The sequence below is a fragment of the Usitatibacter palustris genome, assembly GCF_013003985.1.
Taxonomy (GTDB): Bacteria; Pseudomonadota; Gammaproteobacteria; order Burkholderiales; family Usitatibacteraceae; genus Usitatibacter; species Usitatibacter palustris.
This window is the reverse complement of record NZ_CP053073.1, coordinates 574,080-586,987: the sequence shown is the minus strand read 5'-3', so window position 1 is coordinate 586,987 and position 12,908 is coordinate 574,080. Positions and strand designations below refer to the sequence as shown.

The 12,908-nt window shown below is 66.9% G+C and carries 13 protein-coding genes; 9 read left to right on the top strand and 4 right to left on the bottom strand.

The genetic code is table 11. The features are described from left to right. Position 1: 1 nt before the first annotated feature. On the bottom strand, positions 2 to 1,228 hold the full coding sequence (locus tag DSM104440_RS03160; protein WP_171160563.1) for a cation:proton antiporter: 1,227 nt from the start codon (positions 1,226 to 1,228) through the stop codon (positions 2 to 4). Positions 1,229 to 1,308: 80 nt separating this feature from the next. Here DSM104440_RS03160 and DSM104440_RS03155 point away from each other — a divergent pair, with 80 nt between their 5' ends. The 4 genes from DSM104440_RS03155 to DSM104440_RS03140 are packed head-to-tail and all read left to right on the top strand — an operon-like array spanning position 1,309 to position 4,621. Beyond that, a complete protein-coding gene (locus DSM104440_RS03155; protein WP_171160562.1) occupies positions 1,309 to 2,184 on the top strand; it encodes an HAD family hydrolase in 876 nt (291 codons plus the stop codon). After that, entirely contained in the window at positions 2,181 to 3,194 is a 1,014-nt protein-coding gene (locus tag DSM104440_RS03150) for a biotin--[acetyl-CoA-carboxylase] ligase (RefSeq protein ID WP_171160561.1), read from the top strand. The genes DSM104440_RS03155 and DSM104440_RS03150 overlap by 4 nt, the downstream gene beginning before the upstream one ends. After that, complete coding sequence (locus tag DSM104440_RS03145; RefSeq protein ID WP_171160560.1) at positions 3,184 to 3,930, top strand: type III pantothenate kinase; 747 nt, start codon at positions 3,184 to 3,186, stop codon at positions 3,928 to 3,930. The genes DSM104440_RS03150 and DSM104440_RS03145 overlap by 11 nt, the downstream gene beginning before the upstream one ends. 7 nt (positions 3,931 to 3,937) lie before the next feature. Beyond that, on the top strand, positions 3,938 to 4,621 hold the full coding sequence (locus tag DSM104440_RS03140; protein WP_171160559.1) for a hypothetical protein: 684 nt from the start codon (positions 3,938 to 3,940) through the stop codon (positions 4,619 to 4,621). Between the two features lie 15 nt (positions 4,622 to 4,636). On the opposite strand, the gene DSM104440_RS03135 is transcribed toward DSM104440_RS03140, so the two are convergent. Together DSM104440_RS03135 and DSM104440_RS03130 are read right to left on the bottom strand one after the other, a co-directional pair. Then, a complete protein-coding gene (locus tag DSM104440_RS03135) occupies positions 4,637 to 5,341 on the bottom strand; it encodes a transposase (protein WP_171160558.1) in 705 nt (234 codons plus the stop codon). A 77-nt stretch (positions 5,342 to 5,418) separates the two neighbouring features. Then, positions 5,419 to 6,174 (bottom strand): DUF3047 domain-containing protein, encoded by a 756-nt coding sequence (locus DSM104440_RS03130; RefSeq protein ID WP_171160557.1) that lies wholly within the window; start codon positions 6,172 to 6,174, stop codon positions 5,419 to 5,421. Positions 6,175 to 6,255: 81 nt separating this feature from the next. On the opposite strand from DSM104440_RS03130, the gene DSM104440_RS03125 reads away from it, so the two are divergent. From DSM104440_RS03125 to ygiD, 3 genes are read left to right on the top strand one after another with little or no spacing between them, the layout of a single operon-like run. Next, complete coding sequence (locus DSM104440_RS03125) at positions 6,256 to 7,665, top strand: S41 family peptidase (RefSeq protein ID WP_171160556.1); 1,410 nt, start codon at positions 6,256 to 6,258, stop codon at positions 7,663 to 7,665. Then, positions 7,632 to 8,933: an MFS transporter gene (locus tag DSM104440_RS03120; RefSeq protein ID WP_171160555.1), complete on the top strand. Its 1,302-nt coding sequence runs from the start codon at positions 7,632 to 7,634 to the stop codon at positions 8,931 to 8,933. Before DSM104440_RS03125 ends, DSM104440_RS03120 begins: the two co-directional genes overlap by 34 nt. Continuing rightward, positions 8,926 to 9,705: a 4,5-DOPA-extradiol-dioxygenase gene (ygiD, locus tag DSM104440_RS03115; RefSeq protein WP_171160554.1), complete on the top strand. Its 780-nt coding sequence runs from the start codon at positions 8,926 to 8,928 to the stop codon at positions 9,703 to 9,705. Before DSM104440_RS03120 ends, ygiD begins: the two co-directional genes overlap by 8 nt. Positions 9,706 to 9,871: 166 nt before the next feature. Here the strand turns inward: ygiD and DSM104440_RS03110 are convergent, their stop codons facing one another. Further along, a complete protein-coding gene (locus tag DSM104440_RS03110) occupies positions 9,872 to 10,813 on the bottom strand; it encodes a glycerophosphodiester phosphodiesterase (protein WP_171160553.1) in 942 nt (313 codons plus the stop codon). A 22-nt stretch (positions 10,814 to 10,835) separates the two neighbouring features. Here DSM104440_RS03110 and DSM104440_RS03105 point away from each other — a divergent pair, with 22 nt between their 5' ends. Together DSM104440_RS03105 and DSM104440_RS03100 are read left to right on the top strand one after the other, a co-directional pair. After that, complete coding sequence (locus DSM104440_RS03105; RefSeq protein WP_171160552.1) at positions 10,836 to 11,858, top strand: trypsin-like peptidase domain-containing protein; 1,023 nt, start codon at positions 10,836 to 10,838, stop codon at positions 11,856 to 11,858. Positions 11,859 to 11,861: 3 nt separating this feature from the next. Next, positions 11,862 to 12,902: a S1 family peptidase gene (locus tag DSM104440_RS03100; RefSeq protein ID WP_171160551.1), complete on the top strand. Its 1,041-nt coding sequence runs from the start codon at positions 11,862 to 11,864 to the stop codon at positions 12,900 to 12,902. Positions 12,903 to 12,908: the final 6 nt, after the last annotated feature.

The window sequence follows — 12,908 nt, the reverse complement described above, 5'->3', positions numbered from 1 at the left end:
CTTACGCCTTGACGGCGTTGGCGGGAACGGCGGGCAACGGTGCGGTCTCGCCGGCATGGCGCAGGCCCCACTGCACGGCGATGGGCCCGACGATTTCCATGATGATCACGCTCGCGATGATGACCGCGGCGAGCGTCTGTCCAAACTCCGGGAAGAGCTTGGCGATGTCATGTTGCAGCAATAGCGCCAGCGAGGACATCGGCATCAGCACCGCACCGAGCGAGATCGCCTGCCCCAGGCGCAGCCCACCGAGGGGCGCGAAGGTCAGGACGCCCACGAACTTGCCGGCGGCGCGCGCGGCCACGAACGCGATCGCGATCCAGCCCGCAGTCTCGAACGACGACAGCGGCAGGCTTGCTCCCGTGATCACGAACAGCACGATGTAGAAGAGCCGGCTCGCGCGTCCCAGGTCGACGTTGAGCAGGTCGTGGCGCCGCTCGTCGTTGCGCACGAAGAGGCCGAAGGCGAGGAGTGCGAGGATCACCGAGAGCTTGAGCGCCTGCGCGATCCCGACCGCGCCGACCACGAGGCCCACGATCAGCGCGAAATGCAATTCCGGGGATTTCTCCACCATGCGAGCGAGCACGCGCGCGAGCGTGGCCACCGCGCCCCCGAGGACGAGCGACCCCGCGAACAGGTAGAGCGGATGCAGGAAGGCCGTGTCCAGATCGAGCGCCACCTGGTAGTGCACGGACGCGAGCAGGATCGTGACCAGGACCGAGGCGAACAGGCTGTTCAACGCGACGAGGTTCAGCGCGCGTTCGGTCACCTGCCCGTCGGCGCGATGGTCCTCGACCGCGAGCAGCAGCACTGCGGGCGAGGTCGCCATGGCGATCGCCGCGGCGAGGCCGGACTGGAGCACCGGGAAATCGAGCCAGACGAGGGAGGCGAACACGAAGCCGAAGGTCGCGATGCTCTCGGCGAGGCCCGAGGCCGCGAGCGTCCAGTCGCGCTTCATCCAGGCGAGGTCCATCCGCCGGCCCAGGTCGAAGAGCACGAGGCCCAGCGCGATGTCCACGAAGATGCGCGCCTCCTCGACAAGCGGCCCCATGTTCACGGCGCTTGCCATCGGCGCGATCGCGAACCCCACGAGCACGTAGCCGATCACGCGCGGCAACCGGATGGTGCGCGCGGCTTCGCCACCGAGCATGCCCGCGATGAGCAGGACGCCGAACAGCAGCGGGTAGCTCAGCGTGAGCGGCAACTTTGGAAGGAATGACAAATCCATGCAGGCATTCTCCCGCGTTGGGAACCCCTCCTACTGTAGGCGCGATCCTACACTCCGGCGCCGAGTAGAATAATGACGCGATGGCCCCGCCCTTCTTCCAGAACACGATCGCGCTCGTCTACGACTTCGACGGGACGCTCTCGCCGCAGCCGATGCAGGAATACACGGTCCTGCCCAAGATCGGCGTGGCGCCCGCGGTGTTCTGGGAGCGCGTCAATCGCGAGGCGCGCGAAACACAGTCGGACCAGATGCTCGTGTACATGCGCCACATCCTCGAAGAGCTCGAACGCGCGAAGGTCGACGTGAAGCGCTCGGACTTCGCCGCCATGGCCCGGCGCATCAAGTACTTTCCCGGCGTGTCCACCTGGTTCGGCCGCATGAACACCTATGTGCAGCGGAAAAGCGGCCGCCGCGCGTCGCTGTCGCACTACCTCATCTCCGCGGGCCAGAAGGAGATCCTCGAAGGGGCGGCGATCAGCAAGCACTTCAAGCAGATGTACGCCTCCGAGTATCACTTCGATCACCACGGGGTCGCGACGTTTCCCAAGCGCCTCATCACCGACACGGCCAAGACGCAGTTCCTCTTTCGCATCAACAAGGGCAAGGAGGACGTGACCGAGTCGATCAACGAGCACATGCCCGAGGAAGAGCGCCCCATCCCCTTCCAGAACATCATCTATGTCGGCGACGGCATGACCGACGTGCCCTCGATGGCGCTCACGACGAAGAGCGGCGGCCACGCGGTCGCGGTCTACGACGGACGCTCGCAGATGGGCAAGGCGACGTGCGTGAAGTTGCTCGACGCCAACCGCGTGGACTTCATTGCCGAGGCCGACTACCGCAAGGGGAGCAAGCTCTCGCGGCGCGTCGAGCTGCTGCTCGATGCGATCGTCGCCGACATCGCCTACCGCCGCGAAGCCTGGGAAACACGCCAGGAGCTCAAGGGCGCCAAATGAGCACGCTCGTTTTCCAGGCGCTGCGCCGCTTGGCGGATGGCCGCTTCCACTCCGGCGAGGACATCGCGCATGAGCTCGGCCGCTCGCGCGCAACCCTTTCCGAAGCATTGAAACGCACCGATGCGATGGGCCTCGAGCTCTTCAGCGTGCCGGGCAAGGGCTACCGCCTCGCCGAGCCCATCGAGTTCCTCGACGTCGACAAGGTCCTCGCGCTCGCGGGGCACGCGGCCACGAAGCTGCGCCTCGAAGTCGTCGAGGAAACGGATTCCACCAATTCGCAGATGCTCGCGCGGGCGATGATCGGCGCGCCTTCGGGCTCCTGTCTCGCCGCCGAGTGGCAGAGTGCGGGACGCGGGCGCCGCGGACGCTCGTGGGTCACCGCACTCGGTGGCAGCCTTTCGTTCTCGTTGCTGTGGCGATTCGATCGCGGCGCGGGGCACCTTGCGGGGCTGTCGCTCGCGGTCGGCATCGCGGTCGTGCGTGCGCTTCGTGCACACGGCGTTGCCGGCGCCCAGGTGAAGTGGCCCAACGACGTGCTGGTCGACGGAGAAAAGCTCGCCGGCATTCTCGTCGAAGCGAGCGGCGAAATGTCCGGCCCCAGCGTTGCCGTGATCGGCGTCGGGATCAACTACCGGCTGGGCGAGCGCGAGCGCGACGCGATCGACCAACCCGTCACCGATGTCGTGTCACACGCGGCCTCGGCGCATGCGCGCAACGCCCTGCTCGCCGCCGTGCTCGCGGAGCTGGTCGAGGTCCTCGAAGCATTCGAGCAATCGGGCTTCGCCGCGCTGCGCGACGAATGGCGCTCGCTGCACGCATTCCATCGCCGCATGGTGCGCATCCTCCCGCCGCAGGGCGAACCCTATGATGCGGAGGTGCTCGACATCGCCAACGACGGCACGCTGCTCATCGGCGTGAACGGCAAGACCGTCAAGCTCGCCTCCGCGGAAATAATGGGGTCAGACCCCATTGTTCCGAGCGTACGTGGAGGAGCGAACAATGGGGTCTGACCCCATTATTCGGATCCTCGCGATCGACGCGGGCAACACGCGCATCAAATGGGGCGTGCGCGATGGCGAGGCGTGGGCCGCGCGCGGCGCGGTCGCCACGAACGATGCGCAATCGCTCACGAGCGACTGGCCCGCGCTGGTCGCCGATGCGCGCGCGATCGCCTGCAATGTCGCCGGGGCCGACGTTCGCGCCGCCATCGCCGCGGTCTGCGAGCAGCGCGGCTTGCGCATCGCGTTCATCGCGTCGGAGGCATCGCGCCTCGGGGTGACGAACGGCTATCGCGATCCCGCGCAGCTCGGAACCGATCGCTGGGCCGCGCTGGTCGCCGCGCACCACGCCTCGCGCGGGAACAAGCTGGTGGTGAACGTCGGCACCGCGCTCACCGTCGATGCACTCACTGCCGATGGGCGTTTCCTCGGCGGCGTGATCGTGCCGGGACCTGCTCTCATGCGTCGCTCGCTCGACCGCGGCACCGCGGACCTGCGCCTCACCGAAGGCGCCTTCATGCCTTTCCCGACGAGCACGCCCGATGCCATCACCAGCGGATCGATCCAGGCGTGCGTCGGCGCGATCGAGCGCATCCGTGCCGCCATGGCGGCCCAGGGTGCCGCGCCCGATGCGATCGTCCTTTCGGGCGGCGCGGCCGCGCAACTCGCGCCCCACCTTCCCATGCCCGCCGCATTGAACGAGAATCTGGTCCTCGATGGGCTCGTGCTCATCGCCCGCGACTCCTGACGACCCCGTGGCCCGCCTCCTCTTCTTCCTGCTGATCATCGCCAACCTCGCGTTCGGCGCGCACCTCTTCCTCGCCTCGAAGACCGAGACGGTCGATTTCACCGCGCGCGAGCGCAACCGCGAGGAAGTGAAGCTCGTCGCGGTGACGCCGCCGCTCATGGCCGCGCGCAAGGCCGAGGAATCGCGCCGCACGGTCCAGCAACTCGCAGGCGCGGCGTGCGTGGAGTTCTTCGGCGTGACGGCGCAGGAGATGTCGCGCGCCCGCGATGCCTTCGCCGCGCTGAAGCTCGGCGAGCGGCTCGTGGAGCGCCGGGTCGAGGAGATCACGCGCCACTGGGTGTTCATGCCCGCGGCCAAGGACCGGCGCGGCGCGGAAGTGAACATGAGCTTCCTGCGCAGCAAGGGACTCACCGAGATGTCGATCCGCCCGGACAACTCGGTGTCGCTCGGCGTTTTTTCCACCGAGGAGGCCGCGCGGCGCTACCTCGCGACGGTCGAGTCGAAGGGCGCGAAGGGCGCGCAGTCGGGCCCGTTCTCGCGCGAAGTGCGCGAGACCGCATTCCTCATCAAGGAACCCGATACCGAAATGGTGGCGCGCCTGACCGTCATGCAACGCGACTTCCCCACCGCAAGCCTGCGCGCCGTGGCCTGCCCGGCCGCCGTAGCTGAGGCGACGGAGCCGAAAAAGTAGAGGGGTCAGATCCCTCTACATTTCGGGAAGGCGCTGCTGGCCGGCATTCGCTTCCCGAGCATCCTTTCTGCTGCCCTTTCCGCGTCCGACCGGCGACGCCCGAAAGCCCAGCGCCGCCTCGACTGTCGCGCAGAAGTCTGGATCCCCCAACACCCACCCGTTGCTCATGCATTGGCGTACGCGCTGGTCCAGCTCATTCGATACCTCGCCTTCGAACAGCGCGGCGTGGCGCTGGCCCCGCATGAGGTCATGAGGCGTCACGAGGGAATCTGGCTGGCCAGTGGAGTAGTGGCGATAGCTTGACCAGGCGTGTTCGGCGGGATCGCTAACCATGCCGGCACGAACCGGATTGAGCTCGACATACCTGTGGCACGCGAAATAGTAGCGATCAGCCTGGACCAGGTGCTCCTTGAACCGCCCCTGAAATAGCGTCCCGCAGCGGCCATGTCGGTCGTTGAAATACCGAACGTAGCGGCGCCCCACGTCCTGCAACGTCCTGCTGACACTTACCGGGTCGCTCCCTGTAGCAAGCAAGTGAACATGATTGGTCATCAACACATAGGCGTGCACGGCAGTGCCATGCGCCTGCGCGGCGATTCGCAGCCAATCCAGAAAACAAAGGCGATCGCCGTCGCGTAGAAAGATGTCCTGGCGATTATTTCCGCGAACGCAGATGTGCGAGGGAACACCGGGAATGAAGGTCCGTGGGGCACGCGCCATCCCCACGAAACGTACGACTGGCGATTGTCGCCGACAAGGTAGAGGGATCTGACCCCTCTACTTTCGGTCTGGCCCCTCTATTCGGCGGAGAAGGAGATGTCGCCGAAGTAGGCGACGACCGAAGTGCCGGTGTTGTCGGAGTCGGACATGATGCCGACCGACTTCACGCGCGGCGGGTCTTCGTGGAAGGCACGGCGGTAATCCTCGAGCACGTTCACGCGCTCGGTGTACCAGCGGTTGAGCTCGCGCTGGCTGTTGGCCGCGATGATCATCTTCACGCGCGTCGTGTTGTGGTGCGTGATGATCTCGCCGATCGGGCGATCGGGCTCCCAGATGTACATGAGCGTGGCGTACGGCATCTCGTTGCCGGTGAGCGCCCTCGCGAGGTCGTAGTTGAGCTGCTCGAACCCGGGCAGCTTGTCGCGGCCGCCCTCGAACGTGAAGATCACGCGCGCGGGCGCATCGGCCACTGCCGGCACAGTGTTGTCCGCGCCTTCGATGAGCTTGGGCACTTTCCAGCGCCACGCCGCGATGGGGTACTGGTGCAGGTCCACCGACACCTGGTGCCGGATCCCCGAAACCGAGGAGTTGGCCTGGGCGCGCACCACCTGGGCGCCGCCGTCCTCGACCAGGCTGTACTGCGTGAGCGGCTTGAAGCGCAGCAGTTTGTAGACATGCCAGCCGCCCGGAATGCCGTCGAGCGCAGTGGCGATCGAGAATGGCGTCGGCAGCATGGCGTGCAGCGACGGCATCTGCGAGGGCATGTCGGGGATGCTCGAACAGGCCGCCAGAACCACCAGGACGGGGACAAGGAAGCGCGCCGGACGTCTCATCGTTATCGGTTATCCTGTGGCGATCACATCGAAGCGCGGACAGTCTAACCAAGTTTCGCGCGGCTGTACCACGACATTTTCATGACTTCCTCCGCGACTTCCCCTTCGATTCGCCACCGCCTCGCCCCCGCCGCCCTGTGCGTCGCGGCCCTCCTCGCGGGAGGCTGCGCCGCCATCGATCCGCACAACATGATCGGCCGGCAGTTCGCGCCCGGCACGTCGCAGACGAATCCCTTCGGACCGGTGGGCGCGACCGCGCTTTCCACGACCGAGCGCGTGCGCGCGTTCGATTTCGTCTGGAACACGATCAACGACCGCTATTACGACGCGAAGTTGAACGGCGTCGACTGGAAGGCCGCGGGCGATCGCTACCGGCCGCAGGCCATCGGCGCGCCCGACGACGACGCGTTCTGGGAAATGCTCGACCGGATGGCGGGCGAGATGAAGGATGCGCATACGCGAGTCGAATCGCCCAAGCGCGCCGAGCAGATTCGCAACAACGAGTCGGTGTCGCTGGGCTTCTCCTTCATTCGACTCGACGGGCGCTTCATCGTTTCCTCCGTGCATCCGGACTCCGACGCCTGGTGGGCCGGGGTGCGGCCGGGCATGGCGCTCACCGCGATCGAGGGCGTTCCCACGCAAGCCGCGTATGACAAGGTGATGGGCGTGACGCGGGTCGATTCGACCGATCGCTCGCGCCACTTTCGCGCGGTGCGCCGGATCGTCGCGGGCGACCTGGATTCCAAGGCGTCGTTCACGTTCGAGCGCATCGACGGCACGAAGATGGACGTCACCCTCAAGCGGCGTCGCACTTCCACGGCCGCCCTTGCCAACCATCGCGTGCTCCCCTCAGGCCTCGGCTACATCCGCCTCACGCAATGGACCGGCTTCACCGCCGATCGAAGCGAGCAGGCGGTGCGCGAACTCAAGGACACGCCGGGCATCGTGATCGACCTGCGCGGCAATCCGGGCGGCTCGCTGCTGGCCGTGACCAACCTGCTGCGCCGGTTCTTCCCCGCGAAGACGGACGTCGGCCGCGTCCTCACCCGCAGCGGGCAGGCCGTGGGGTTCTTCTTCGGCACGGTCGAGGTGATCAAGCTAAAGCAGATCGTCGACGGCGGCCCCGATGCCTACCTCGGTCCGGTCGTGGTGCTCGTCAATGCGGCGAGCGGCAGCGGCAGCGAGTACTTCGCCGGCGCGATGCAGGCCGAGGGGCGCGCCACGATCATGGGCGAGACCACCTGCGGATGCCTGCTCGGCTTCCTCGGCTACTCGGCCATTCCCGGCGGCGGCGAGCTCGCGTACAGCGAAATCGGATTCCGGTTCACCAACGGCAAGCGCATCGAGGGCGAAGGCGTGGTTCCGGAAAAGCCCGTCCCGGTGACGCTCGAGGACCTGCGGCTCAACCGCGACCGTGCGCTCGAAGAAGCGCAGGCGCTGCTCAAGACGATGGGTCCATGGAAGCCTCCGGCGAAAACCGCTCTGCGCTGAACCCCGGCGTTGCCCGCCGGGAAGTCTTCGGCTGGGCGATGTACGACTTCGCCAATTCGGGATACACGACCGTCGTCCTCACGGCGGTCTTCAATGCCTATTTCGTTTCCGTCGTCGCGCAGAAGGCGCCCTGGGCCACCTTCGCGTGGACGGCCGGGCTCGGGATCTCTTACGCACTCGTGATGGTGCTCGGTCCCCTCGTGGGCGCATGGGCCGACGCGCACGCGGCCAAGAAACGCGCGCTGTTCGTGACGACGGTGGTCTGCGTCGTCGGCACCGCGGCGCTCGCGAGGTCCGGACCCGGAATGGTGGAGTGGGCGATCGTGTTCATCATCGTCTCGAACGTCGCCTATGCGCTCGGCGAGAATCTCGCGGCGGCGTTCCTGCCGGAACTCGCGCGGCCCGAATCGCTCGGCAAGGTTTCCGGCTGGGGATGGAGCTGGGGCTACATCGGCGGGCTCATCGCGCTGGCACTGTGCCTCGCGTGGGTGATGACGGCCGAATCGCGCGGCTCCACGACCTCGCTCGCGGTGCAGGGCACGATGCTGATCACCGCGGTCGTGTTCGCGCTCGCCTCCGCGCCCACCTTCCTGCTGTTGAAGGAACGCGCCGTTCCCGCGCCGAAGGCCACGACGGCCGCGCAGGCCTGGGCGCGGCTCGTGCGAACGGCGCGCGAAGCCGCCGGCTATCGCGACCTCCTCATGCTCTTCGCTTGCGGCACGTGCTACCAGGCCGGTGTCGCCACCGTAATCACGCTCGCCGCGATCTACGCCGAGCAGGTGATGGGTTTCAAGACGCAGGACACGATCATGCTGATCCTCGTGGTCAACGTGACGGCCGCACTCGGCGCCTTCGGCTTCGGCTACGCGCAGGATCGCATCGGCAAGGTCATGGCGCTGCGCATCACGATCGTGGGCTGGGTGGTGATGACGGCGGTCGCGTACGCCTCGACCACGACCGCGCTCTTCTGGGTGGCGGCGAATCTCGCGGGCCTGTGCATGGGCTCGTCGCAATCGGCGGGCCGCGCGCTCGTGGCGTACTTCTCGCCGCCCGATCGCAGCGGCGAGTTCTTCGGCCTGTGGGGTGTCGCCACGCGCCTCGCCTCCATTCTCGGGCCCGTCACGTACGGCGCCGTGTCCTGGGCCACGGACGGCAACCATCGCCTCGCCATGTTGCTCACGGGCGTGTTCTTCATCGCCGCACTCGGGTTCCTCGCATTCGTGAACGAACGCCGCGGCCGGGCGCAGGTCGAACCGGTTCATGCCTGATCGCCTTCCCGCCCTGTTCGTTTCCCACGGCGCGCCCACGCTGGCCGCCGACGAGGGCTACTTCACGCACGCCTGGCGCGCGATTGCCGATGCGTTGCCCAAACCCAGGGCGATCCTCGTGGTCTCGGCCCACTGGGACACGGATGCCCCGATGGTTTCCTCGGCCCATCCGCCGCGCACGATCCACGACTTCTCCGGGTTTCCGCCCGAGCTCTACGAGATCCACTATCCGGCACCCGGTGCGCCGCACGTTGCCGCGCGCGTCGATGCGCTGCTGCGCGACGCGAATCTCGAAGGCCGCATCGATCCGCAGCGCGGCCTCGACCACGGCGCGTGGGTCCCGTTGCTCTGGATGTATCCCTCGGCCGACATTCCCGTGACGCAACTCTCGGTGCAATCGCGGCGCGGCGCAGCCCATCACCTGGCACTCGGGCGCGCGCTGGCACCCCTGCGCGATGAAGGCGTGCTCGTGCTGGGCTCCGGGGGCGTCGTGCACAACCTGCGCGAGCTCGATTGGCACCGCGTGGCAAAGGAACCGTTCCCGTGGTCCGTGGCGTTCAACGAGTGGGTCGCCGCACGGCTTGCGGCGGGCGAACTCGATGCGCTTGCCGACTATCGCCGCCGCGCCCCCGAGCCGGCGCGCGCGCATCCGACGGAGGAGCACTTCGTCCCGCTGTTCGCGGCCCTCGGCGCGGGCGGCCTGCCCGCCTCGCGCATCGACCTCGCCTACGACCTCGGGTCGCTGGGCATGGACTGCTACCGCTTCGGTTAGAAGGAAAGTAGAGGGGTCAGATCCTTTAACTTTTCCTTGATGAAAAACCGTTCCAATGGACTACCTTGTTCGACGTCGGAACTCAGGAATGAGTGTGTGGTGCAAGGTAGTCCATTGGAACGGTTTTTCATCAAGGAAAAGTCAAAGGATCTGACCCCTCTACTTTCTACTTCTTCAGGGCTTCGCGCACCAGGTCGGGCCGGTCCGAGATGATCCCGTCGACGCGCATGCCGATCACCTTCGCGATCGCCTCCGGATCATTCACGGTCCACGGAACGACCTTGAGCCCCAGCGCGTGGGCTTCGCTGACCATCGCCTCGTCGAGCGCCGTGTAGTTGGGCGACCAGATCTTTCCGCCGGCAGCCTTCACCATCTTCGGTACCGAGCCGCCGAAAGCCGCGGGATCGAGGCCGGCCGTCCACGGCGTGGGCTTGCCCTCGACGGGTGCCAGCGTGCGCGGCGTCGAGAGATACACCGTCGGAATGTCCGGCGCTTCGTTCTGCACGACGGCGAGCGTGCGCCAGTCGAACGACTGGATCGTCGTGCGCGAGGCCACGCCCGCGCGGCGCACTTCATCGATGAGCTTGCGCGCGAACGGCTCGGGAGGAAGTGTGGTCGCGGGTTCGAGCGGCGAGATCTTGGTTTCGATGTTGAAGCGCACGCGATCGTTGCCGGCGCGCTTCACCAACGCAAACAGCGATTCGAGCGTGGGAATGCGCGCGCCATCGGCCGGCTCCTGCTTCGGCAAACCCTTCGCATAGTTGGTGCCGGGCTTGAGGCGGCCGACGTCATAGCGCGCCAGTTCCTCGTACGTCAGCGCATGCACGGCCGGCCCGCGAGTCTCGAGCCACTTCCCGTCCGGTCCGCGCGTGATGTCGGGGTTGAGCGTCGGGTCGTGATGCACCACGACCACGCCATCGCGCGTAACGCCGACGTCGAGCTCGAGCGTGGTCACGCCCACCGTGAGCGCGGTGGCGAAAGCCGGCAACGTGTTTTCGGGCGCCAGGCCGCGCGCACCGCGGTGGCCCTGCAGGTCGAAGGGGGTCGCGCAGCCAAACAAGAGGAGTGCGGCAGCCAGGCCCGGGAGTGCGTGTAGGAGGGATTTCATCGTTTTATTCTATGATGCGGGCATGGCTGCTCGCACGCCGACGAAAAAGCGCTCGCTTTACGACATCCTGGGGGTTCCCCGCGATGCCATGGCGATCGATATTGGCGTCGCCTACAAGAAGCGCCTCGCCGCGCTCGACAAGCAGCCCGATGCCGATCCCAACGAGATCGCGCTCGTCCGCGAGGCGTATCACATCCTCTGCCAGCCCCGTGAACGCGAATCGTATGACGCCTCGCTCGTCACGCGCGAAGAACGCGCGGAAGCCATGACGCGCCCGGCACCGGACCTCGTGCTCGAGTCCGAGGATGACGAGCAAGACCGCAAGCGCCGTCCCTTGATCTGGATCGGTGTCGGCGCCGTCGCACTGCTCCTCGTTGGGCTGATTGCTTGGCGCCAGGCGACGACGCCGAAGAATGTCGCCGTGAAGGAAGCGCCGCCCGCCGAGCCCGAAACGCCGAAGCCGCCGCCCCCGCCGCCGCCGAAGGAACGCAACGCGAAGGAAATCCTCGCGCTCGCATCGCCTTCCGTCGCGCGAATCGTCGCGTATGAAGTGTCCGGGACCGCGGTCCCGATGGGCAGCGGGATCATGGTGGCCCCCGATGCGATCGTCACGACGTGCCATGGGCTTCCCGCCGGCGGACAGATCGTCGCGCGCATCGGCGCCGAATCATTGCCCGCCACGCTCGTCGTCACCGATGAAGACCTCAACCTGTGCCGCCTGAGCGTACCGCGCATGGAAGTCGCGGGGCTTGCCGCGAGCGCCGAGGAGCCCAAGGCGGGCGACAAGGTCTTCGCGGTCGGGCAGCACCAGGGCACCGACCTGTCCGTGATCGAGGGCACGATCAAGGAACTGAAAGCGGGCCGCGTACTCGAAATCTCGATGCCCGTTGCCGCCAGTGCGAGCGGCGGAGCCCTCTTCGACGCGTACGGCCGCTTGGTCGGCGTGCTCACCAGCCGTCAACGGGGCGCGACCAACGCCGCGTTGCCTGCGACCGCGATCGCGCAGATGCGCACCCGCGGAACTCCGGCCCCCAAGGCCCCGTAAACCATGCCCAGAAGCTACTACCAGGTCCTCGGAATCACCCGCGATGCTTCGCTCGTGGACATCGAGTCGGCATATCGCGAAAAGATGGCCGAGATGCGCGAGAAGCCCGAAGCCGATCCAACCTCGCGCGAAAGCATTCGCGAAGCGTACTTCGTGCTTTCCAGCGTCGATCGCCGCGCGGACTACGACGACACGTTGCCACCCGATCCGCGCGCACGGCGCGCGCCCGTGCGTGAAACCAGCCACGACGATGGCGATGGCGACATCAAGGAACGCTTCGCGGCATTGATGTCGCGCCCGCTCTTCAAGTGGGGTGCGGCATTCCTCGTGCTCGCGTTCCTCTTCGTCGCCTGGTCGGCGTCGCGATCGAAGCCGCCGCCCAAGGTCGTCGAGACGCAGCCGGTGAAGACCAACAACGAGCTCATCCTTTCGGCCGCGCCCGAGGCGGCACCGACACCGCTGCCGCCGAGCACCGCACCGCGAGGAGGAACCGCCGAGGACGTCTTCGGTGCCGTGTCGGCAAGCATCGCGCGCGTGAAGGTGTCCGACGCCTCCGGCAAGCCCGTGGGCCAGGGCAGCGGCGTGGTGATCTCGCACGGCGTGGTGATCACCAACTGCCACGTCACCAACGGCGGCTCGAATTTCACGGTGAAGGTCGGCCAGTACGAATACAACGCGGCCGTAAGCCAGGCCGATGAAGAGTACGACCTGTGCAAGCTCTCGGTCGCGGGCCTCGATGCGTCTCCCGTGGAGCTGGGCACCGTCACGACGGTTCGTACCGGGCAGAGGGTGTTCGCGATCGGCGCGCCGCACGGACTCGAGCTCACGATCAGCGAAGGCATCGTCTCGTCGCTGCGCGAATCCGGAAACGGCCCGGTGATCCAGACGACCGCGCCGATTTCGCCCGGATCGAGCGGTGGCGGATTGTTCAACGCCTCGGCGCAGCTCGTGGGCATCGTCACGTTCCAGCACAAGTACGGCCAGAACCTGAACTTCGCGATCCCGGCCGACTGGATCAACCAGATGCAGTCGCGATCGCGATAGCGGCGC

Coding starts and splice junctions, on each gene's coding strand:
- DSM104440_RS03145 (WP_171160560.1), top strand. CDS start 3,184: ATGGGGTCTGACCCCATTATTCGGATCCTCGCGATCGACGCGGGCAAC.
- DSM104440_RS03150 (WP_171160561.1), top strand. CDS start 2,181: ATGAGCACGCTCGTTTTCCAGGCGCTGCGCCGCTTGGCGGATGGCCGC.
- DSM104440_RS03100 (WP_171160551.1), top strand. CDS start 11,862: ATGCCCAGAAGCTACTACCAGGTCCTCGGAATCACCCGCGATGCTTCG.
- DSM104440_RS03110 (WP_171160553.1), bottom strand. CDS start 10,813: ATGAAATCCCTCCTACACGCACTCCCGGGCCTGGCTGCCGCACTCCTC.
- DSM104440_RS03155 (WP_171160562.1), top strand. CDS start 1,309: ATGGCCCCGCCCTTCTTCCAGAACACGATCGCGCTCGTCTACGACTTC.
- DSM104440_RS03105 (WP_171160552.1), top strand. CDS start 10,836: ATGGCTGCTCGCACGCCGACGAAAAAGCGCTCGCTTTACGACATCCTG.
- DSM104440_RS03135 (WP_171160558.1), bottom strand. CDS start 5,341: ATGGCGCGTGCCCCACGGACCTTCATTCCCGGTGTTCCCTCGCACATC.
- DSM104440_RS03125 (WP_171160556.1), top strand. CDS start 6,256: ATGACTTCCTCCGCGACTTCCCCTTCGATTCGCCACCGCCTCGCCCCC.
- DSM104440_RS03120 (WP_171160555.1), top strand. CDS start 7,632: ATGGAAGCCTCCGGCGAAAACCGCTCTGCGCTGAACCCCGGCGTTGCC.
- DSM104440_RS03130 (WP_171160557.1), bottom strand. CDS start 6,174: ATGAGACGTCCGGCGCGCTTCCTTGTCCCCGTCCTGGTGGTTCTGGCG.
- DSM104440_RS03160 (WP_171160563.1), bottom strand. CDS start 1,228: ATGGATTTGTCATTCCTTCCAAAGTTGCCGCTCACGCTGAGCTACCCG.
- ygiD (WP_171160554.1), top strand. CDS start 8,926: ATGCCTGATCGCCTTCCCGCCCTGTTCGTTTCCCACGGCGCGCCCACG.